General features: G+C 73.8%; 17 protein-coding genes and 1 pseudogene. 10 read left to right on the top strand and 8 right to left on the bottom strand.

Annotated features, from left to right (window positions below; genetic code table 11):
* The first annotated feature begins 191 nt into the window (after positions 1-191).
* From ACQEVB_RS31590 to ACQEVB_RS31575, 4 genes are all read left to right on the top strand, one after another.
* A complete protein-coding gene (locus tag ACQEVB_RS31590; protein ID WP_432979379.1) occupies positions 192-476 on the top strand; it encodes a hypothetical protein in 285 nt (94 codons plus the stop codon).
* 9 nt (positions 477-485) lie between these two features.
* Positions 486-1229, top strand: a complete 744-nt coding sequence (locus ACQEVB_RS31585; protein WP_432979376.1) for an alpha/beta fold hydrolase — start codon at positions 486-488, stop codon at positions 1227-1229.
* A gap of 29 nt (positions 1230-1258) precedes the next feature.
* Complete coding sequence (locus ACQEVB_RS31580) at positions 1259-1477, top strand: DUF6458 family protein (RefSeq protein WP_432979373.1); 219 nt, start codon at positions 1259-1261, stop codon at positions 1475-1477.
* Positions 1478-1598: 121 nt separating this feature from the next.
* Positions 1599-1775 carry a hypothetical protein gene (locus tag ACQEVB_RS31575; protein ID WP_432979370.1) on the top strand — a complete coding sequence of 59 codons (177 nt, stop codon included), beginning with the start codon at positions 1599-1601 and terminating at the stop codon, positions 1773-1775.
* A gap of 104 nt (positions 1776-1879) precedes the next feature.
* Here the strand turns inward: ACQEVB_RS31575 and ACQEVB_RS31570 are convergent, their stop codons facing one another.
* Positions 1880-2827: a YihY/virulence factor BrkB family protein gene (locus tag ACQEVB_RS31570; protein ID WP_432979367.1), complete on the bottom strand. Its 948-nt coding sequence runs from the start codon at positions 2825-2827 to the stop codon at positions 1880-1882.
* A 156-nt stretch (positions 2828-2983) separates the two neighbouring features.
* Here ACQEVB_RS31570 and ACQEVB_RS31565 point away from each other — a divergent pair.
* Both ACQEVB_RS31565 and ACQEVB_RS31560 read left to right on the top strand, forming a co-directional pair.
* A pseudogene (locus tag ACQEVB_RS31565) lies at positions 2984-3721 on the top strand (DEAD/DEAH box helicase); the annotation flags it as partial.
* 64 nt (positions 3722-3785) lie between these two features.
* On the top strand, positions 3786-4502 hold the full coding sequence (locus ACQEVB_RS31560; protein ID WP_432979364.1) for a RecQ family zinc-binding domain-containing protein: 717 nt from the start codon (positions 3786-3788) through the stop codon (positions 4500-4502).
* A 56-nt stretch (positions 4503-4558) separates the two neighbouring features.
* On the opposite strand, the gene ACQEVB_RS31555 is transcribed toward ACQEVB_RS31560, so the two are convergent.
* From ACQEVB_RS31555 to ACQEVB_RS31535, 5 genes are read right to left on the bottom strand one after another with little or no spacing between them, the layout of a single operon-like run.
* Complete coding sequence (locus ACQEVB_RS31555; protein ID WP_432980683.1) at positions 4559-5908, bottom strand: rhamnulokinase; 1350 nt, start codon at positions 5906-5908, stop codon at positions 4559-4561.
* A 44-nt stretch (positions 5909-5952) separates the two neighbouring features.
* Positions 5953-7401, bottom strand: coding sequence for an arabinose isomerase (locus ACQEVB_RS31550; RefSeq protein ID WP_432979361.1), 1449 nt, complete (start codon positions 7399-7401; stop codon positions 5953-5955).
* Between the two features lie 13 nt (positions 7402-7414).
* Positions 7415-9475, bottom strand: coding sequence for a bifunctional aldolase/short-chain dehydrogenase (locus tag ACQEVB_RS31545; protein ID WP_432979358.1), 2061 nt, complete (start codon positions 9473-9475; stop codon positions 7415-7417).
* Positions 9472-10632, bottom strand: a complete 1161-nt coding sequence (gene rhaI, locus ACQEVB_RS31540; RefSeq protein WP_432979355.1) for an L-rhamnose isomerase — start codon at positions 10630-10632, stop codon at positions 9472-9474. Before rhaI ends, ACQEVB_RS31545 begins: the two co-directional genes overlap by 4 nt.
* Positions 10629-10958 (bottom strand): L-rhamnose mutarotase, encoded by a 330-nt coding sequence (locus tag ACQEVB_RS31535; protein WP_432979352.1) that lies wholly within the window; start codon positions 10956-10958, stop codon positions 10629-10631. The genes rhaI and ACQEVB_RS31535 overlap by 4 nt, the downstream gene beginning before the upstream one ends.
* 170 nt (positions 10959-11128) lie before the next feature.
* Here ACQEVB_RS31535 and ACQEVB_RS31530 point away from each other — a divergent pair, with 170 nt between their 5' ends.
* Genes ACQEVB_RS31530 through ACQEVB_RS31520 form a run of 3 tightly spaced genes read left to right on the top strand, consistent with a single transcriptional unit; the run spans position 11129 to position 16628 of the window.
* Positions 11129-12415, top strand: coding sequence for an MFS transporter (locus ACQEVB_RS31530; protein ID WP_432979349.1), 1287 nt, complete (start codon positions 11129-11131; stop codon positions 12413-12415).
* Positions 12416-12420: 5 nt separating this feature from the next.
* Positions 12421-16173, top strand: coding sequence for a hypothetical protein (locus ACQEVB_RS31525; protein WP_432979346.1), 3753 nt, complete (start codon positions 12421-12423; stop codon positions 16171-16173).
* 14 nt (positions 16174-16187) lie between these two features.
* Complete coding sequence (locus ACQEVB_RS31520; RefSeq protein WP_432979343.1) at positions 16188-16628, top strand: GNAT family N-acetyltransferase; 441 nt, start codon at positions 16188-16190, stop codon at positions 16626-16628.
* On the opposite strand, the gene ACQEVB_RS31515 is transcribed toward ACQEVB_RS31520, so the two are convergent.
* Positions 16622-18028 carry a PLP-dependent aminotransferase family protein gene (locus ACQEVB_RS31515; RefSeq protein WP_432979340.1) on the bottom strand — a complete coding sequence of 469 codons (1407 nt, stop codon included), beginning with the start codon at positions 18026-18028 and terminating at the stop codon, positions 16622-16624. The two genes, ACQEVB_RS31520 and ACQEVB_RS31515, sit on opposite strands and share 7 nt — an antisense overlap.
* Positions 18029-18074: 46 nt before the next feature.
* Here ACQEVB_RS31515 and ACQEVB_RS31510 point away from each other — a divergent pair, with 46 nt between their 5' ends.
* The gene (locus ACQEVB_RS31510; protein ID WP_432979337.1) at positions 18075-18317 is read left to right on the top strand and encodes a hypothetical protein; all 243 of its coding nucleotides are present in this window, start codon (positions 18075-18077) and stop codon (positions 18315-18317) included.
* Here ACQEVB_RS31510 and ACQEVB_RS31505 read toward each other — a convergent pair.
* Positions 18287-21004 (bottom strand): family 78 glycoside hydrolase catalytic domain, encoded by a 2718-nt coding sequence (locus tag ACQEVB_RS31505; RefSeq protein ID WP_432979334.1) that lies wholly within the window; start codon positions 21002-21004, stop codon positions 18287-18289. The two genes, ACQEVB_RS31510 and ACQEVB_RS31505, sit on opposite strands and share 31 nt — an antisense overlap.
* Between the last annotated feature and the right edge of the window lie 99 nt (positions 21005-21103).

Raw genomic sequence — 21103 nt, 5'->3', positions numbered from 1 at the left:
TCGTAGTAGTCGCGCTCGGCGCTGGTGTGCTCCGGCGGCGCGCTCCCCGCATGCCTGAGCGGCGGGTCGACGCTTCGCGGATCGGCGAAATCGTTTGGCCAACGCTGATCCGCCTGCAAAGCTCAGATGCGTGAGAGCGCTCTCACGCATAGGTCATACAATGAGGGGGAACAATGAAATCGATTGTCAGGATGGTTCTCATCGCCATGCTCGCGTGCCTGGCCGGGGTCCTCGGTGCGGCCCCGGCACTGGCCGCACCTGCCGCTCCCACCGCGCCCACCAGTGTGTCTCCGGCGGTGCCGCCGCACGCGGATTACGAGGAATGGCGCTGGGAAAGGACCTACACCGGATCGGACGCGCGCCAGCGGTGCTACCGCGAAGCGTACGACATCGCACGGAGCAAGGGGGCGGATTCGTACAACTGCGAGATCGTCCGGAACGACTACGTCATCCTCTGGCTCATCTATCACGTCTAGACTGGCCGCATGCCCGCGGTGTTCGTGCACGGCGTGCCGGAGACCGGCGCGCTCTGGAACGGGGTGCGCGCGCACCTCACCGGCGCGTCGGTCGCGGTCGAGCTGCCCGGGTTCGGTGCGCCGCGCCCGGCCGGGTTCGGCGCCACGAAGGACGAGTACGCGGCGTGGCTCGCCGCGACCCTGCAGAGCATCGACGGTCCGATCGACCTCGTCGGCCACGACTGGGGAGCGGGGCTCGTGCTGCGCGTCGTCTCCGCGTTCGACGTGCCGCTGCGCAGCTGGGCCGTCGACGTCGCGGCGGTGTTCGCGCCCGACTACGTCTGGCACGACATGGCGCAGGTGTGGCAGACCCGGGGCCTCGGCGAGGAGCGGATGGTCGGGATGCGCAACGGCCGGGTCGCCGCGATGATGGAGTCGATTGGCACCCCGCCCGCGGACGTGGCGACGATGCGCGCCGCCTTCGACGAGACGATGGGCGACTGCATCCTCGCCCTCTACCGCTCCGCGGTGCCCAACCCGTACGCCGACTGGGGTGCCCAGTTGGCCGGGCCCCTGAGGGGTCCCGGGATGGTGGTGCAGCCGACCGCCGACGAGTACGACGACGAGGCCGCGTCGACGTCCTGCGCGGCCCGCTGGGGCGCCCGGGTCACCCGGCTCGACGGCCTGGGGCACTGGTGGATGCTGGAGGATCCGGGCAGGTCAGCGGCGGCGTTGACGCAGTTCTGGTCGGCCTGCGGCGATCCCGCGGTGTAGTGGTCACCCGACCGGGGTACCCGGGCCGCATGAGAATCGGCTCCAGCATCGGATTGATCGCGGTGGGCCTCATCCTGGCCCTGGCCGTGCACGTCCGCCTCGGCGGCCTCGACCTGAACCTGATCGGGTGGATCCTCACCGTGGTCGGCGTGATCGGACTGATCGCCAGCATCGCGATGGCCCGGCAGGCACGTGGAGTGGTCGTGCGCGAGGACCCGCTGCCCCCGGCCCGCGACCCGCGCTACTGAGCGAACTGCGCCGGTACCTGCGTCGCGACTGCTGCGGCGCCTCCTCACCGTGCGCGGGCACGTTTGGTCGCCTGTGGGACGGGGATCGAGGAGGTACCGAACGCGACGGAGGAGGACCGCCATGCCGAACGGTGACGAGCAGGAGCACGAGGTCGTGGACGAGCTGGGCCGGCCCGTCATCGACCCGCCCGAGGGCGGCCCGAACGCCGACCCGGACGCGCCCGACCCCGGCGACCTGGTGCCGCCGCGCCCCGGCCCGCCGGAGGACATCGAGCCGAGCGGGCCGAAGGACGGCTGACCCAAGCGCGCAGCGACGACGGCACACATCGCGAGGCCCGTTCACACACGTCCGAACGTGTGTGAACCCGCCCAGCGGTGTGTGCGGTCGCGTTGGCGGCCGCCTCAGCCCGGCGCCACCTCGTCCGCCGCGGACGCCTCGCGGCTGCCGAGGGGGCGTTCCGGGCCGTGGGTGGTGTCGCGCCGCGTCTGGCGTTCCGACTCGGCGTTGATCTCGGCGCCGAGCAGCACGATGTAGCTGGTCAGGTACAGCCACAGCAGGAGCACGACGACGCCGGCCAGCGCGCCGTAGGTCTTGTTGTAGCTGCCGAAGTTGTCGATGTAGAGGCTGAACAGCGCGCTGCCGACGATCCACAGGACCGTCGCGACGACCGCGCCGGTGCTCACCCAGCGGAACTGCGGGGAGGAGCGGTCGGGCGCGACGCGGTACACCACCGCCAGCGCCACGACGACCAGCAGCACCAGCAGGACCCAGCGCACCACCTGCGCCAGCACGGTCGCGACCGGGCCCAGTGCCAGGGCGTCGAGGGCGGGCGGGACGACCGCGACGAGCGTGAGGGTGAGCAGCACGAACACGACCGCCCCGAGGGTCAGCGCCAGTGCGGTGCCCCGCAGCTTCACGAACCCGCGGGTCTCCTCCTCGTCGTAGGCGATGTTGACGGCCTGCATGAGGTTGGCGACACCGCTGGACGCCGACCACAGCGCGGCCACGAGCGAGACCACGAGCCCGAGGCCCAGCGCCTCGCCGCTGCCGGCGGTGATGGCGGCCAGCTGGTCGGCGATGAGGGGCCGGGTCTCCTGCGGCAGGCCGGCGGTGAGGTCGCGCACCTGCTGGGCGACCTGTGCCGGCTCGGCGACCAGGCCGTACAGCGTGATCGCGGCGATCAGCGCGGGGAAGACGGCCAGGAACGCGAAGAACGCGACCCCGCCCGCGAGCATCGGCACGTGGTCGCTGCTGCTCTCGCGGAACGCGCGGCGAGTGACCTGCCACCAGCCGCGCGGGGGGATCTGGGTGGGTCGCTCGGCCTGGACGCCGGCGGGGGGAGAGGCCATGGCGCGGGCCTACCACCGCTCCGCGCCCTCAACCCTCCGGTTTGGCCGGCGTTGCGGTCGGGGACCTGCTCGCTCGTGCCCCACGAGGAACGACTGCGCCGTGCCGCTCGCGAACGGTTCGGCTGGGCCGAACTCTCCGACCATCAGCTCGACGCCATGCAGGCCCTCATGGCCGGCCGCGACGTGCTCGCGGTGCTCCCCACCGGCGCCGGGAAGTCCGCGATCTACCAGGTCCCCACCGTGCTGCTCGACGGGTTGTGCGTCGTCGTGTCGCCGCTGATCGCCTTGCAGCGCGACCAGCGTGCGGGACTGGAGGGCACCGACGCGCCGGACGCGGTCGTCGTCAACTCGGCGCAGCGGGTGCGGGAGACCACCGCCGCGTGGGAGGCGGTGGCCGACGGGACGGCCCGCTACCTGTTCCTCGCCCCGGAGCAGCTCGCGTCCGCCGAGGTCGTGGACCGGCTGGGGGCAGCCGGGGTCGCACTCCTGGCCATCGACGAGGCGCACTGCGTCTCGGAGTGGGGCCACGACTTCCGCCCCGACTACCTGCGGCTGTCCGATTCCATCGAGCGGCTGGGGCACCCGCGCGTGGTCGCGCTGACGGCTACCGCCGCGCCGCCGGTGCGCGCCGACATCGTCGAGCGGCTGGGGCTGCGCGAGCACCACGAGGTGCTGGCCGGCTTCGACCGGCCGGAGCTGCACCTGGCCGCGCACCGCCACGCCGACGCCGAGGTGCGTGATGCGGAGATCGTCGAGCGGGCCGTCGAGCTGCCGGGCCAGGGCCTGGTCTACGTGGCCACCCGCAAGGGCGCCGAGCAGCTGGCGGCCGCGCTGGTCGAGCGCGGGCGCCGGGCCCGGCCCTACCACGCCGGGCGGCGTCGCGCGGACCGCGCGGCCGATCAGGAGGCGTTCATGTCCGGCGACGCGGAGATCGTCGTGGCGACCTCCGCCGTTCGGGATGGGCGTCGACAAGCCCGACGTCCGGTTCGTGCTGCACGCCGCCGCGCCCGCGTCCCTCGATGCCTACTACCAGGAGATCGGGCGCGCCGGCCGCGACGGGGAGCCGGCCGTCGTCGAGCTGCACCACCACGACCGGGACTTCCACCTGCAGCGCTTCCTCACCGCCCGGCGTCCGCAGCCGGCGGCCCTGCGCGCTGTGCTCGACGCGCTGCCAACGGGGGAGACCCGCACCGCTGCCGGGGTCGGCGAGGCCGCCGGGTTGTCGCGCGCCCGGCGCACGGCCGTGCTCAACCTGCTGGAGCAGGCCGGCGCCGTCCGCATCGGCGCGGACGGGGTGACCCGCACCGAGGTGCCGCTCGAGCAGGCGATCGAGGACGCCGTAGCGGTCGCGGAGCGGCGGCGCGAGACCGTCCGCTCGCGGATCGAGATGATGCGCTCCTACGCCGACGCGCCGGGCTGCCGCCGGATCGCGCTGCTCGGCTACTTCGGCGAGGAGCGCACCGAGCCGTGCGGCAACTGCGACGCCTGCGACGCCCCCGGCGCGGCGCCGGAGGAGCCGCCGCCGGACGTCGGGTTCGCCGGGGGCAGCGACGTCGAGCACGACGAGTTCGGCGCCGGCACCGTCATGAGCGTGGAGAGCGACCGCGTGACGGTGCTGTTCGCCGAGCACGGCTACAAGACGATCGCGCTGTCGGCGCGCGACCGACTCCACTGACGCCCGCGCACACCGTGGTGTGGCCGCGCACATGGTGGAACGTGTGCGCGGGCACCTCAGCGTGTGCGTGAGCCGAGGCGCGACTCGGCCTCGTCCCATGCGCGGGCTGCGGCCGGGTCGGGCTCGTACCGGTGCGGCGCGGTCGAGGCCGCGACCACCCGGCGCAGATCGGGCAGGCCGCCCGTCACCGCGCCGAGCGCTCTGGCCTGCACCAGCACGTTCCCGAGCGCCGTCGCCTCGACGGGTCCGGCGACGACGGGGAGTCCGCACGCGTCGGCGGTGAGCCGGCACAGCAGCTCGTTGCGGGAGCCGCCGCCGACGATGTGCACGACGTCGACCTCGCGGCCGGACAGCGCGGCCGCCTCGCGCACCGCTCGCCGGTGGGCCAGCGCGAGGCTGTCCAGCACCACCCGCACGGTGGCGGCGCGGGTGGCCGGTGCCGGCTGCCCGAGGCGGGTGCAGGCCGCGGCGATGCGCGCGGGCATGTCGCCGGGCGGGATGAACGCCGCGTCGCCCGCGTCGACGACCGCGGCCAGTGGTGGTTCGCCGGAAGCCTCCACGAGCAGGGCGGCGAGGTCCGGCGAACCCCACTCCCGCACGCACTCCTGCAGCAGCCACAGCCCCATCACGTTGCGCAGGTAGCGCACCGTGCCGTCGACGCCGAGCTCGTTGGAGAAGTTCGCCGCCCGGCTCGCCTCGGTGAGCACGGGCGCGTCCAGTTCCACCCCGACGAGCGACCACGTGCCGCAGGAGATGTAGGCGAACCGCTCGGTCTCCGCCGGCACCGCGACGACGGCCGACGCGGTGTCGTGCGATCCGACGGCGATGACCGGGGCGCCGTCCGCTGCGCCGAGCACCGTGCCCGGTTCGCAGAGCGGCGCGAACAGGCCCGGATCGATGCCGGCCTTCGCCATCAACCCGCTGTCCCAGCGCCGCGCCACGGGGTCGAGCAGGCCCGTCGTGGAGGCGTTGGTGACCTCGGCGGCGCGGACCCCGGTGAGCCAGTAGCCGAGCAGGTCGGGGATCAGCAGCAGGTCGGTGGCCGCCTCCAGCGCCGGCGTGCCCGCAGCGGCGACGAGCTGGTAGATCGTGTTGAACGGCAGGACCTGCAGGCCGTTGGTGGCGTAGAGATCCGGCAGCGTCTCCGCGATGCCGTCGGTGCGGGAGTCGCGGTAGTGCACCGGGTTACCGATCAGCGCACCGGTGCGGTCGAGCAGCCCGTAGTCGACGGCCCACGTGTCGATCCCGATCGACGCCACCTCGCCGGCGGCGCGCAGCCCCTCCGTCACCTCGCGGTAGAGGCCGAGCACGTCCCAGTGCAGGGTGTCGCGGACGCGCACCGGTCCGTTGCCGAACCGGCGCACCTCCTCCAGCTCGACGCGCCCGTCACTCACGACGCCGCGCATCACCCGTCCGCTGGACGCGCCGAGGTCGACCGCGGCAACGGTGGTCACGGAACTCTGACCTCGCGGAACTCGCACCCCACCAGCTCCGCGACGCACCGCAGTTCAGCGGCGCGGTGCCCGGTGCCGAGCGCCCAGTGGTGGTTGACCCCGGACGCGCTCCACGCGTCGGTCCACTCGCCGGGGTCGCACCCGAAGTCGACGCGTGACGTGGTGTTGCCGATCCGCAGCAGCGGCCCCGGCACCACCGTGCCCTCGGACGCGACCATGACGAACCGCCCGTCCGGCTCCTGGCCGAGGCCGAGCAGCGTCACCGGCCCGGGCTGCACGTCGAACTCGACGGACACGCCCCAGCCGCGCTTGCCGTGGTAGACCCCCAGCCCGCGCAGCAGCGGTCGGCGCGCGGAGATCGCGAGGTGCGCGGGCCCGTCGTGGCCCATCTCGACGACGCCGTCGTCGAAGTTGAGCGCCTGCAGCTCGGTGAAGGAGCCGCCCGCACCGAGCCGGTCCATCACCAGCATGGCCAGCGAGTTGCGCAGCTCGTACTCGCCGGCGGCGGGAATGCCGCGGGCGGTGAGCAGGGAGGCGCCGAGGATGAACCCGGCGCCGAGCCGCTCGTGCTGCTCGCCGTCGAGGCCGCGGTGGTAGTAGGCGAGCGAGTCGAGCGCGAAGTCCTCGACGAGCCGATCCAGCCCCACGGACACCTTGGCGCCCCACGCGAAGTCCTCGTCGACGACGGTGTCGTCGATCTCGAAGACCTCGCGCGCCAGCGCCATCCGCTGCTCGACCTCGGTGTCGGTGACCCGCTCGACGCGCACCCGCAGGTCGTCGATCTCGAGCACCTCGACGTGCCCCCCGAGCTGCGCCGACACGCTGGTCAGGTCGGTGGCGACGTCCAGCATGCCGGGGTAGAGGTGCCCCAGCAGGCCGTGCCGGCCGTGCCGCAGGCCCGCCCGCACCCCGGCGGCGCGCACCCACCGCGCGATCCGCGCCCACGCCCGCTCGTCCTCCAGGTAGCCGGAGACGCTGCGGAACTCCACCCCGGCCCGGCGGAACGCGTTGGCCATCTCCGGCAGCGGGCAGGCGCCGCAGTAGGCGAGCCACGCGCCCGTGTCGAACGTGGCGTGGTCCATCTTCTCGGTCGGCTGCAGGTTGATCAGCAGCACCGGCGCGTCGCTGCGCTGCGCCACCGGCACCAGCATCGACGACGTCATGTACGTGGTGAGGAACCCGATGATCAGGTCGCAGCCTGCGGCGCGCAGCCGCTCGGCAGCGGCCGCGCCCTCCTGCGCGTCGGAGATGAACCCGACGTCCACGAGGTCGATCTCGCCGATGGCCCCCAGCCGCTCCGCGACGCGGGCGGCCGAGCGCTGCAGCTGCGGGAGGAGGTCGGGGAACTGGGGCCAGTAGGCGCCGAGCCCGCCGGCCACCAGGCCGACCTTGGTTCGCCGGGTCTCGACGCGGGTGAGCGCGGCACCGGGGAGGACAGCGGTCATCGATGACTCCCTCTCAACGCAGGAACGCGGCGGCCACCCCGGCGTCGACCGGGATGTGCAGGCCGGTGGTGTGCGACAGCTCGCCGCCCGTCAGCACGAACACCGCGGCCGCCACGTGCTCGGGGAGCACCTCGCGCTTGAGGAGGGTGCGCTGGGCGTAGAACGCGCCCAGGTCCTCCTCGGCGACACCGTAGACGGCGGCGCGCTGCGCGCCCCAGCCTCCGGCGAAGATGCCCGAGCCGCGCACCACCCCGTCCGGGTTGACGCCGTTGACGCGGATGCCGTGCTCGCCCAGCTCGGCGGCCAGCAGCCGCACCTGGTGGGCCTGGTCGGCCTTCGCCGCCCCGTAGGCGACGTTGTTGGGGCCGGCGAACACCCCGTTCTTGGACGCGATGTAGACGATGTCGCCGCCCATGCCCTGCGCGACCATCGCCTTCGCCGCGGCCCGGGCCACCAGGAACGAGCCGCGCGCCATCACGCGGTGCTGCACGTCCCAGTCGTCGTCGGTGGTCTCCAGCAGCGGCTTGGAGATCGACAGGCCGGCATTGTTGACGACGAGGTCGACACCACCGAACGCGAGCGCTGCCGCGTCCACGGCTGCGGCGACGGCGTCGGCGTCCGTCACGTCCACCGTGACGGGCACGGCGACGTCGGTCGAGCCCAGCTCCGCGGCCACCCGGGCGGCCGCTTCACCGTCCCGGTCGGCGACGACCACACACGCGCCCTCGGCGGCGAGGCGCTGCGCGATCGCCCGGCCGATGCCCGAGCCGCCGCCGGTGACCAGCGCGATCCGGGTGGCGAGCGGCTTGGGCTTCGGCCGGCGCGCGAGCTTCGCCTCCTCCAGGGCCCAGTACTCGATGCGGAACTTCTCCGACTCGGGGATCGGCGCGTAGGTCGACACCGCCTCCGCGCCGCGCATCACGCGGATCGCGTTGCGGTAGAACTCGCCCGCCACGCGCGCGGTCTGCTTGTCGGCGCCGAACGAGAACATGCCGACGCCCGGCACGAGCACGATCGCCGGGTCTGCGCCGCGCATGGCGGGGGAGTCGGGGGTGGCGTGCCGCTCGTAGTAGGCGCGGTAGGACTCCCGGTACTCCGCGTGCAGCTCGCGCAGCCGCGCCACTTGCTCGTCGAGCGACGCGGTGGCGGGCAGGTCGAGCACCAGCGGCGCGACCTTCGTGCGCAGGAAGTGGTCCGGGCAGGACGTGCCCAGCGCGGCCAGGTGCGCGAGCTTCTCCCGCGAGCAGAAGTCGAGCACCTCGGCGTCGTCGTCGAAGTGGCCGACCTGCGGGCGGTCGGTGGACGCCAGCCCCCGCACGACGGGCGCGAGTGCGCCCGCTCGCGCCCGCCGCTGCTCCTCGGGGAGTGCCCTGTACCCCTCGCGGACGGGGCCGAACGGTTCCGCGACGCCGCGCTCGTCGAGGTAGCGCTGCGCGGTGCGGATGATCTCCAGCGAGCGCGCCTCGCACTCGTCGGACGTGCGGCCCCACGCGGTGATGCCGTGCCCGCCCAGGATCACGCCGATGGCCTGCGGGTTCGCCGCGGCCACGGCCGCGATGTCCAGGCCCAGCTGGAAGCCGGGGCGCCGCCACGGCACCCACAGCACCTTCTCGCCGAAGATCTCCTTGGTGAGCGCCTCGCCGTCGGCGGCGCAGGCGATCGCGATGCCGGCGTCGGGGTGCAGGTGGTCGACGTGCGGGGCGTCGACCAGCCCGTGCATGGCCGTGTCGATCGACGGGGCCGCGCCGCCCTTGCCGTGCAGGCAGTAGTCGAACGCGGCGACCATCTCGTCCTCGCGCTCGACACCAGGGTAGGTGCGGGTGAGCGCCTGCAGCCGGTCGCGGCGCAGCACGGCGAGCCCGGCCTCGGTCAAGGTGCCCAGGTCGCCGCCGGAGCCCTTCACCCACACCAGCTCGACCGGCTCACCCGTGACGGGATCCGTGTCGGTGCCCTTGGCGGAGGTGTTGCCGCCGGCGTAGTTCGTGGTCGTCGGGTCGGCGCCCAGCCGGTTGCTGCGCGCGATCAGCTCTTCGACCGGACGCTGTACCGATGGTTCGCTCGCAAGCTCGCTCACGCGCCCCACCCCGCCTGCGTCCCACCGACCCGCTCGGCCACGATGCGCTCCTGGTAGCCCGACCGTTGGTATGCGGCCACGGGATCGGGATCGAGCCCCTGCTCCGTCCGCAGCTCGGCCAGCAGCGGGCGGACATCGGTGGCGAACGCGTCCATCAGCGCGGCGTTGGCGGCCAGCACGTCACCGGCCTGCTGCGCGGCGGTCAGCGCCTCGGTGTCCACCAGCAGCGCCTTGGCCGTGGCCTCCTGCACGTTGAGCACCGAGCGGATGATCGCGGGGATCTTCGCCTCGATGTTGTGGCACTGGTCGAGCATGAACGCGATCCCCGCCTCCGGCTTCAACGCGTCCGCCGAGACGATCTCGAACATGATCCGGAACAGCTGGAACGGGTCCGCGGCACCGACCATCAGGTCGTCGTCGGCGTAGAAGCGGGAGTTGAAGTCGAACGCGCCCAGCTTCCCGGCCCGCAGCAGGAACGCCACGATGAACTCGATGTTGGTGCCGGGGGCGTGGTGGCCGGTGTCGATGCACACCGTCGCCTTCTCACCCAGCTCGATGCAGTGCGCGTACGACGTGCCCCAGTCCGGCACGTCGGTGGTGTAGAACGCCGGCTCGAACAGCTTGTACTCCAGCAGCATCCGCTGGTCGTCGCCCAGCCGCGCGTAGACCTCGGCCAGCGCCGCGGCCAGGCGGTCCTGCCGCGCGCGGATCGAGTCCTGGCCGGGGTAGTTGGTGCCGTCGGCGAACCACAGCTTGAGGTCGCGGCTGCCGGTGGCGTCCATGATGTCGACGCACTCCAGCAGGTGGTCGGTGGCCTTGCGGCGCACCCGCGGGTCGGGGTGGCAGACCGAGCCGAGCTTGTAGTCGTCGTCCTGGAAGACGTTGGCGTTGATCGCGCCGATGCCCACGCCCTCGTCACGCGCGTGCTCGGCCAGCTTCGCGTAGTCGTCGACGCGGTCCCACGGGATGTGCAGCGCAACCGTGGGGGCGACGCCGGTCAGCCGGTGCACCACGGCCGCGTCGGCGATCTTCTCGAACGGGTCGCGGGGCACGCCGGCCTGCGCGAACACCTTGAAGCGGGTGCCCGAGTTGGCGTAGGCCCACGAGGGCGTCTCGATCCGCTGCCCGCGCAGGGCCGCGCGCACGGCTTCGTTCACCTTCGGTCCTCCAGAGCTGTGAGCTGGTCCTCCAGGTGGAAGACCTCGTCGAGCACCTGCATGCGGGCGTCTGCGAAGTACGGGGCCATCGATGTCTGCCACCGCGCGTCCACCTCGGTCGCGGCCATCGCGGCCCGTGCAGCGTCCAGGTCGTCGGCCTCCACGTACCCGACGAGCAGGCCGTCGGGCGCGAGGTGCAGGGAGTAGTTGCGCCACCCCGTGTCGCGCAGTGCGGCGAGCATCTCCGGCCACACGGCGGCGTGCCGGGCGCGGTACTCCTCGAGCCGGTCGGGCCGCACCCGCAGCAGGAAGCAGTACCGCGGCATCCGGCCCCCTCAACGTCGATTGAAACCTTTCATGACGGTAGGGGTGGCGGGGTCGGCCGTCAACCGTCTCGGCTGACCCTTGTGTTCAATCTTCGCCGTGGCTACTGTCCCGGCCACTAATACGTTTCAATTCGTGACCCGTGGCACCCCACGACGACGAAGGAGTCACCGTGACCTCCCAGGAAGCCGAGACGCCACCTGACGCGTCGGAGAGCACGATCACCCGTGAGCAGTGGCGGGTCTCGATCCTCGGTGCGATGGCGTCCTACCTCGACGCCGGCTCGATCGTCGCCCTCGGCGCCGCGCTCACCGCCTTCCAGGCCGCGTTCGGCCTCGGTGCCGGCGCCATCGGCGTGCTCACCGCGATCGGCCCCAACGCGATCGGCTGCGCGCTCGGGTCGATCGCCGGCGGCCGCCTCGGCGACAAGCTCGGGCGCAAGCGGATCTACAAGTGGGACCTGCTGGTCTACGCGCTCGGCATCCTGCTCATCGCCTTCGCCGTCGAACCGACGATGCTGTTCGTCGGCACGTTCATCGTCGGTGTCGCCGTCGGTGCCGACGTGCCCACCTCGCTCGCGCTCGTCGGCGAGCTGGCCCCGTCGAAGCGCCGCGGCAAGCTGATCGGCCTGACGCAGGTGGCGTGGAGCCTCGGCCCGGTCGTCGTGCTGCTGCTCGCCCTGGTGCTGACACCGCTGGGGCTGTGGGGCTCACGGATCGTGTTCCTGTCGCTGTTCGTCGCCGCGATCGTCACCTGGGCGCTGCGGCAGGGCATCGCCGAGTCCGCCACCTGGAAGGCGGCCGCGGAGACCGGCGCCACGGCACGGGCGTCCGTACGCGAGCTGTTCTCCGGCCCCAACCTGGCGGCGATGGTCTGGACCTGCACGATCTACACGTTCTGGGGCTTGGCCGCCGGCACAGGTGGCATCTTCATGCCCTACATCATCGAGACGTTGGGTGCAGGTACCCAGGCCGCCAGCATCGCCCTGTCCTGCGCCGGATTCGTGATCGGCATCGTGGTCGTCGTGTTCGTCTTCATGCGCCTGGCCGACGCCAGCCACGAGACGCGGCGACTGATGTGGGCCGTCGGCTCGGCCATGCAGGTGCTCGCGTTCGTGCTGTACCTCGTGCTGCCGTTCACGATCCCGGTGGTGATCGCGAACATCGTGCTCTTCGCCGTCGGCGCCAACCTGGCCGGCGAACCGACCTACAAGCTGGTCAGCCAGGAGCTGTTCCCGACCCGCCTGCGCACCACCGCCCAGGGCGTCACGTTCGGCGTGGCGCGCGTGGTGCTGGGCTTCTGGAGCTTCTTCGTGCCGCTCCTGGCCGCGGTGTCGATCGGCCCGCTCGCCGCGCTGCTCACGGCGTTCCTGCTGGTCAGCGGCATCGTCGGCTACGCGTGGATGCCGAACACGGCCGGCAAGTCGCTCGCCCAGATCGAGCGCGAGCGGGCGGCCTGACGCTCGTGTCGGCTGCCGATCTGCTCGCCCGCTTCACCGGCCCCGAGCCGCGCTTCGGACCGCTGCCGATCTGGTGGTGGTCCGGGGCGCGGGTCACCCGGGAACGGCTGCGCGAGCAGATGCAGCAGCTGATCGCCGGCGGGGTGCGGCAGGCCGTGGTGCTCTGCCTCGCCCCGACCGGGCCGACGTTCGGCGCCGTCGCCGACGACCCGCCGTTCCTCTCCGACGAGTGGATCGCGCTGTTCGACGGGGCGTGCGCCGACGCGGCGGAGCTGGGCTTCACGCTGTGGCTCTACGACCAGATCGGCTTCTCCGGGGCCAACTTCCAGGGTCGGCTGATCGCCCGCGAGCCGTCCTTCGAGGGGTGGGCGCTGCGGCGCACCGAGGAGCACGTCCCCGACGCGCTCGCCGCCTACGCGGTGCCCGACGACGGGGCTCCGGTGGCCGTTCCGATCGTGGACGGGCAGGCCCGGTGGCCGGCCGGGCCGGCCCGGCGCGTGCTGGTGCACGCCGTGCCGGCAGGCTTCGACTACTTCAACCCGAGCGCCGGCCAGGCCCTGCTCGCCGAGGTGCACGGGCGGCTGGAGGCCGGCCTCGGGCAGTGGTTCGGCACGTCCATCGACGGCTTCTTCCAGGACGAGCTGCCGCCGATGCCGACGTGGGGTCCGGACTTCGCCGACACCTTCCGCGCCACCTACGGCTACGGCGTGCTCGACGAGCCGTGGGCGCTGTTCGAGGAGGGGCCGGCCGGGGCGCGGGTGCGCCGCGACTACCAGGAGCACCGCGCCACCCTCGCCCGCCGCGGCTTCATGGACGCCCACGACGCGTGGTTCCGCGACCGCGGCCTGATCTGCGGGTTCGACCAGGCCAGCCCGTCGCGCGAGGGCTCGCCGCACGGCGGCGTCGCCACCTACGGCGACTACCTCGGCCTGCACACGGGCTACGGCGCCCCGGGCAGCGACCACTGGGGCGACGCCAAGGTGCACAGCTCACTCGCCCACGCGAACGGCCACGAGCGCGTGTGGATCGAGGCGTTCCACTCGTCCGGCTGGGGCGGCACGCTCGAGGAGACCTACGACTGGCTCGCGCCGTTCCTGCGCCGCGGCGCCAACCTCTACGACCCGCACGCCGTCTACTACTCGACGGTCGGCGGCTGGTGGGAGTGGGCGCCGCCGTCGACGTGCTGGCGGCAGCCGTACTGGCCCGCATACCCGGTGTTCGCCGGCGCCATCGCCCGGCTCTGCTCGGTGCTGACCGCCGGCACGCACGTCGTCGACGTGGCCGTGGTGTCGCCGACCACGCAGGTGCAGGCGCACACCGGGCCCGAGGGCACGATGCCGGCGGCCCGCCGCGCCGGGGAGGCGTTCCTCGCGCTCAACGGGGTCGGCACGTGGTTCGCCGAGCGCCGCGGCGCGCTCGAACGCGCGGGCATCGACCACGACGCGCTGGACGAGGCCACCCTCGCACGTGGCGAGATCGAGGGCTCCACCCTGCGCGTGGGGGCTGCCGCCTTCCACACCGTGGTGGTCCCGGGCGTCGACGCGCTGCGGGCCGACTGCGCCGCCCGGCTCCTCGACCTCGCGGCCGCCGGCGGCCGGCTGATCTGCGTCGGGAAGGTGCCGACCGAGTTCCCGGCCGGCGACTCCACAGGGCTCGCGGAGCGGTTCGCCGCCGCGGCCGTGGTCGTGCCGACGGCGGAGGACGTGCCCGCCGCGATCCTCGCCGGCCCGGTGGGGGTGCGCGCCGACGCGCCGTTCCTGCTGCGCCGCCACGGCGACACGCACGTGCTCGCCCTCACCGCGCACGACGACGAGACCGGCACCGCCGCCCCGATGATGGGCGCCGCGGACGTCGGCGACGGGTACTGGCTCGACGACGGCTGGTTCAGCTTCGAGCGCTACAACGAGGTGCTGCGCGACACCGGCTACACGTTCCGCCCGCCGCGCGACCGGGTCGCGCACGTGCACGTCGAGGGGATCGCAGCACCCCGCGCGCAGAGCTGGGCGCCCGGCCGCGGCACCCGCACCGAGCTGGCCGTCCGCGCCGACGGGAACGGCTGGGCGTTCGACGTGCCCTTCGACGACGGCGCGATCGCGCTGGTCGTGCTGGGCGCGGACCTGCCCGACGCCACGGCGGAACCCCTCGGCCCGGTCGCCGCCGAGACGGTCCTCGACGGGCCCTGGACGGCTCGCGCCGAGTCCACCCTCGACAACTCCCGCGGCGACCTCGCCGCCGCGAACCGCCCCGGGATCCTGCCGATCGAGGTGTGGCGCTTCGAGCACCGGACCGACGCCGGGTGGGCGCCCGTCACGGCGTCCTTCGGGCCGTTCGCCGAGATCATCCGGGACGGGGTGGCCGAGCAGGCGGAGTGGTCGCTCTCCCGCGGCATCCGCGACGACCCGCTGCACACCGAGACCCTCGGCCCGAAGGGGCAGGTGCCGGAGGAGTTCGTCGACGTCCGGCCCGTCCGGGCCGGCGAGACCATCCTACTGCGGACGCACCTCACGCTGCCCGCGCGGGAGGGGTTGACCCTGGCCGTCGGGGCGAGCGCGCCGCGGCGCGTCCTGCTCGACGGCGTGGAGCAGCCGGCGGAGGGCACCGGCCACCAGACGTTCACCCCGCTCGCCGTCAGCGGCACCGTCCTGCTGGAGATCGAGTTCCGCCCGCTCCGGGACGGCGTGCTGCGGGCCGGGTTCGCCGTGATCACCGATGTGGCCGCGTTCCGGCGGCCGGAGCAGCTGCGCGGCCGGGAGCTCTCCCGCACCTTCTCCGTCACCGGCGAGCCCGTCGTCGTGCACGTCGCGTCCGACGGGGCGTGCGCGGTGCTGCTCAACGGCGTCGAGATCGGCCGTCAGGGCGACTTCAGCCCGTACCCGGACCAGCGGTTCACCGTCGGCCAGGCCTACGAGCTGGCGCCGCCGGCGGGCGAGAACGTGCTGACCCTGCGGCTCGGTGACGGCGCCACCGCGACCGTGGACTGCGACCTGCCGGAGCTGGTCAGCGGCCCCGGCTGGGGCGCGGAGCTGGAGCCGGCGTTCCGCCACGACCCGCGGTTCCACTGCGCCCGCGCCCGTCCGCACCCGCTGCCCACGGCGGGCTGGCTCGACCCGGCGGCCGATCCCGGTGACGTCGTCGTCCCACTCGTGCCGGATCTCGCGCCCGGCGGTCCCCGCACCGAGTTCCTGCGGTTCACCGCCCCGCCCGGCACCACTGCACTCACCGTGCCGACCGACCTCGACGTCGTCGCGACGGTGGGCGGCGAGGAGGTGAAGGTCGTCGACGGCGTGCTGCGGCTCCCTTCGCCAGCCGCTGCGGGCACCGAGGTGGTGCTGGAGGTACAGGCCGTCGACGGCCGCCGCGGTGGCGCCCTGCTCTCCGGGCCGGTGCAGGTGGAGGTCGCCGAGGCGGAGGTGCCGCTGGCGAGCTGGGCGGAGCTGGGCCTGCGCAACCTGGGCGGCAGCGTCACCTACCGCACGTCGCTGCACGTCGACGGCGTCGACGGCCGCTTCGTGCTGGACCTGGGCGACGTGCGCGGCACCGCCGACGTCGTCGTCAACGGGACGCTCGCCGAGACCCGCGTGTGGGGGCCGTGGCGGGCGGAGGTGACGGAGCTGCTGCGGCCCGGCGCCAACACCGTCGAGGTCGTCGTGCGCGGCACCCTGGCCGGCTACCTCGACGACGCCTCGCCCACGCAGGGCGTGTACGCGGGCCAGGTGCGCACCGGACTCTTCGGACCGGTGGTCCTGCGCCGCCACTGACGTACGTTCGGCGGATGGAGATCCGCTCGGCCCGCATCGCCGACACCGACGCCGTCAACGAGCTGCTCGTCCAGCTCGGCTATCCCGGCGGCGGCCGGTCGACGACGGCGGAGCGGATACGGAGCTGGGTCGACGATCCGACCCGCGCGGTCCTGGTTGCCGACGCCGACGGCGACGTGCTCGGCGTCATCGCGGTCCAGATCTGCCCGTTCTTCGAACGCGACGGCGCCTGGGCCCGCATCACCGCCCTCGTCGTGGCGGACCGGGCCCGCCGGCAGGGCGTCGGCGCCCGGCTCGTCGAGGCCGCCGAGGAGTTCGCCGCCGGCCACGGGTGCATCCGGGTGGAGGTCACCAGCGCAGACCGCCGCCACGACGCGCACAGCTTCTACAAGCGCCGCGGCTACGCCGACCAGACCGGAACGTCGACCAGGTTCCTGCGCGACCTGCCTCAGTAGCGCAGCACGTCGTGCAGGAGCCGCGCCGCCTCGACGGCTGCGGAGTCGGTGATGTTCCCGTACCCGAGCACCAGCCCGTTCGCCGCGTGGCGCGCGTCGTGGTGGTAGGCCCGCAGGTCCACCAGCCGCAGCGACGCCGCTGCGGCGGCCCGGACGACCGCCGCGCTGTCGACGGCATCGGGCAGGTCGAGCACGAGGTGCAGACCGGCGGCGATCCCCGACACCGCGTAGCCGGGAAACAGGCGGCCCAGCTCGTCGACGAGGACGTCCCGCCGGGCGCGGTAGCGCAGCCGGAGTTGGCGCAGGTGGCGGTCGTAGATGCCGTGCTCCACCAGGTCGGCGAGCGCGAGCTGGTCGAGGAGCGGTGGGAGGGCGGGCGTCCCCGGCGCGGCGCGCAGCCGCGTCGTCCAGCGGTGCGGGGTGACCATCCAGCCGATCCCCAGCGCGGGCGACAACGTCTTGCTCACGGACTTGACCAGCGCGACCCGTGACGGATCCATGCCCTGCAGGGTCGCCACGGGCCTGCGGTCGTAGCGGAACTCCGCGTCGTAGTCGTCCTCGACGACGAGCCCGTCAACGCTCCGGGCCCAGCCCAGCAGCGCGGCGCGGCGCTGCGGCGACAGGACCGTGCCGCGCGGGAACTGGTGGGCAGGGGTGACCAGCACCGCGCGCAGTTCCGGGTGCGCGGCCAGCTCGTCCGTCCGCATCCCGTCGGTGTCGGTCGCGATCGGGACGGTCTGCATGCCGGTCTGCTGGATGACCGTCCGCAGGCGCGTCCAGCCGGGTTCCTCGCACCCGATCGCGGTGATGCCGTCGTCCTGGAGGACCTGGCACAGCCGTCGGACGCCGTCGGTGACGCTGGTGCAGATCGTCACGTCGTCGGCCTTGGCGTCGACGTGACGGGCCCGCCGCAGGTAGGTGGCGAGCAGCTCGCGCAGCCGGGGGTGCCCGTTCGGGTCCGGGTAGCCGAACTCGGTGAACGCGACCGACTCCGACTGGGTCGCGATCGCAGCGGCCCAGTGCCGCCGGGGGAACGCCCGCAGGTCGGGCAGGCCGGGCGTGAGGTCGAAGCGCGGGGCCGGCTCGCGGCGGGTCGCTTCGGTTGGGTGGTCGGGCGCCGACTCGCCGGCGGCCCACCGGACGCGCGTCCCGGCCCCGGTTCGTGCCTCCAGGTAGCCCTCGGCGACCAGCTGGCCGAAGGCCTCCGTCACCGCCCACCGGGAACAGCCCAGCTCCCGGGCCAGCGTCCGGCTGGGCGGCAGCAGGTCCCCGACGGCGAGCTCCCGCCGGTTGATCGCGCTGCGCAGGGCCGCGGTGAGGCGTTCGTGCAGCGGTCCGCCGGCGTCGGGCTTCAGGTCGAGGAGGACGTCCCAGGGCAACTTGGTCTGGGATCCTGCCACGAGATTGGACCGTATCACCAGGCCGATCGTGCTTACCGTTGCTCGCATGAGTCGATCGCGCAACCCACTGCCGGAGTACACCCACCCGCTGTTCCGCGTGCAGATCGAGGAGTGGGGCCGGCGCGCCGGTCTGGACTCGGCGCGGCCCGACGCACCGGTCGTCACGGAGCTGTCCCGCGGCGAGCGCCTGATGCGGTGGTGGCGGACAGCCCGATGGCGGCGTCCCGGCCTGCAGGCGGCACCGGCCGCCGCCACCTGCTACCGCGTCGCCAGCTCCACCAGCCGCTGACCCGTCCCCTTGACGTCCCGGCCGTCCCACCCGAGCAGGGCCGGAAGGACGGTGACGGGCTCGTCGAGGTGGCGGGCCAGCCGCTGGGCGAGCGCTGCCCCGTCGGCGACGAGCCCGTCCGCCGCGGCCGCGGTCACCCACGCCGACCAGATCCCCGCGTCGTCCAGCGCGTCCCGCACCGTGCGGATGGTGGCGGGTGGGCGGACCGGGTCGGCGACCTCCCGGCGGTGCCGGCCGGCACCGACCGTCTCCGACGCTGCGCCGGGCAGCTCCAGGTGCGCGACCGTGCCCGGCGGCACCGTGACCTCGACGGCGAGCCGGCCGTCCGCGCGCGTCCACGACACGGCGGCGGGCCCGTACGGGGTGACGTGCCGGGCCGCGGCGTGGGTGAGCCCGCCACCGGGCTGCGGCGCGACCCGGATCTCGCGGTAGCCCGGAGCAGCGGGGCCGAGCCCGGCGACCGTGCGGTGCAGCCAGTCCGCGACCGCGCCCAGGGCGTAGTGGTTGAACGACGTCATCTCGCCGGGGTTGATCGAGCCGTCGGGCAGCATCGAGTCCCAGCGTTCCCAGACCGTGGTGGCGCCCATCGTGACCGGGTAGAGCCACGACGGGCAGCCGCGCTCCAGCAGCAGCCGGTACGCGAGGTCGACGTGGCCGGCGCGGGTGAGCGCGTCGCAGATCAGCGGGGTGCCGACGAACCCGGTCGCGATGCGGAAGCCGCCGAACCGCACGAGGTCGGCCAGCCGCCGCCCCGCTCCGGCGCGCTGCCGCTCGTCGGTGACGAGGTCCCAGCAGAGCGCCATCGCGTACGCGGTCGGGGCGTCGCTGGTCATCCGGCCGTCCGGGGTGACGTAGGCGGCCGTGAACGCGGCCCGTGCGCGGTCGGCGATCCCGCCGTAGTGCGCGGGGTCGTCGGCGCGGCCGAGCACCGCGGCCGCGTCGGCGACGATCCGGGCCGACCGCACGAGGTGCGCGGTCGCGACCACGTCGGCGTCCACCCGGGCGGCGAACGGCTCGTCGGGCGGCGCCGCGGGATCGAGCCAGTCGCCGAACTGGAACCCGCCCTCCCACAGCAGGTCGTCGCCGGCGAGGTCGAGCTGGTGGTCGACCCACGCCCGCATGCTGGGGAACTGCTCGGCCAGCACCCGTGCGTCGCCGTAGCGCTCGTACAGGACCCACGGCACGACCGTCGCGGCATCGCCCCAGGCGGCGGCCGACGGCGACGGCGTGCGCAGGACGTCGGGCACCACGAACGGCACCGACCCATCGGGCTGTTGCTCGGCGGCGAGATCGCGCAGCCACGAGGTGAGGAACGCCGCCGAGTCGGCCAGGAACGTCGCGGTGGGGGAGAAGACCTGGATGTCGCCGGTCCAGCCGAGGCGCTCGTCGCGCTGCGGGCAGTCGGTGGGGACGTCGAGGAAGTTGCCGCGCATCCCGCGCCGGACGTTCTCGTGCAGCGTCTCCACGTCCGGCTCCGAGCAGGAGAACCAGCCGGTCTGCGGCAGGTCCGACGAGAGCACCACGGCCTCGGCGGAGACCAGCTCGCCGCCCGCGACCTCGGCGTAGCGGAAGCCGTGGAAGGTGAGCGACGGCTCGCACACCTCCTCGCCCGTGCCCGCGAGCAGGTAGGTGTCGGTCGCCTTCGCCGAGCGCAGCGGCCGCACACCCAGCTCGCCGTCCTCCAGCACCTCGGCGTGCCGCACGGTCACCCGCTCGCCCGCGGCGCCGCGCACGCGCAGGCGCGTCCAGCCGACGACGTTCTCGCCGAAGTCGACCAGCTGCTTCCCGGACGGCGACCGCGTGATCGCCACCGCCGGCACGACGGCGACGGCCCGGATCGGCGCGCTCGCGGCCGGCACCAGCCGGGACAGGTCCTCGTCCAGGACGTCGACGGGCCGCGGTGTGGTGTCGGAGGGGCCGCGCAGGTCGGTGTCCTGGCCGTCGTAGAGGTCGTCGGCGAGCACGGTGCTGGCGCGGTGCGTCCAGTCCGGGCCGGTGGCGAGGACGTGCGTGGAGCCGTCGACGCACTCGACCTCCAGCTGCGCGAGCGCGGCCAGCCGGTCGCCGTAGAACGCCCGCCCGCCCTGCCAGCCCAGCCGGCCGCGGTACCAGCCGTTGCCGAGCAGGATCTCCACGTCGTTCCCACCGGGGTGGAGCAGGGCGGTGACGTCGTGGGTGCGGTAGCGCAGGCGGGCCGGGTACGTCGTCCAGCCGGGGTCGAGGTGGTGGTCGCCGACCCGCTGCCCACCGATCGTCGCGACGTGGACGCCGAGCGACGTGATGTGCAGGCGCGCCCGCCGAGCAGCGGCGGGCAGGTCGATCCGCCCGTGCAGGACGGGGGCGGACCCGGCGTCGGTGCGGGGAGCGACGAACCGGGCCTGCCAGTCCTGCAGCGGAGTCTCGAAGGCGGCGGGCTCCGACCACGCCGACCACTCCCCGGCGCTGCGGACGCGCACCCGCACCGTTCCGTGGGTGCGGGGCGCCAGGGGAGCGAAGGGCCAGTCGACGAGGACCTGGTCCGGCCCGTCGAGGTGCCGGGTGGTGGTCGTGTCGCCGACGGTCAGCTCGACCTCGGCGGCCTCCTGCGCGCCGTCGGGCAGCTGCCACGACAGCCGCGGCGCGGGCTCCGGGAGCACCACCGGTGCGGTCGTGGGGATCAGGTGATCGAACCGGACGGGTGACGGCACGGGGCGGCTCCGACGTTGGAACGTTTCATTCAGGTGCGGGGGACGCTACGATGGCGACACGACGGGCGTCAACAGCCGGCGGTTCCGCCTCGCCGTCGG

It is taken from the genome of Pseudonocardia sp. CA-107938, from assembly GCF_050936315.1.
GTDB lineage: Bacteria > Actinomycetota > Actinomycetes > Mycobacteriales > Pseudonocardiaceae > Pseudonocardia.
The sequence above is the reverse complement of the archived record's forward strand: the minus strand, read 5'-3'. Positions and strand labels throughout refer to the sequence as shown.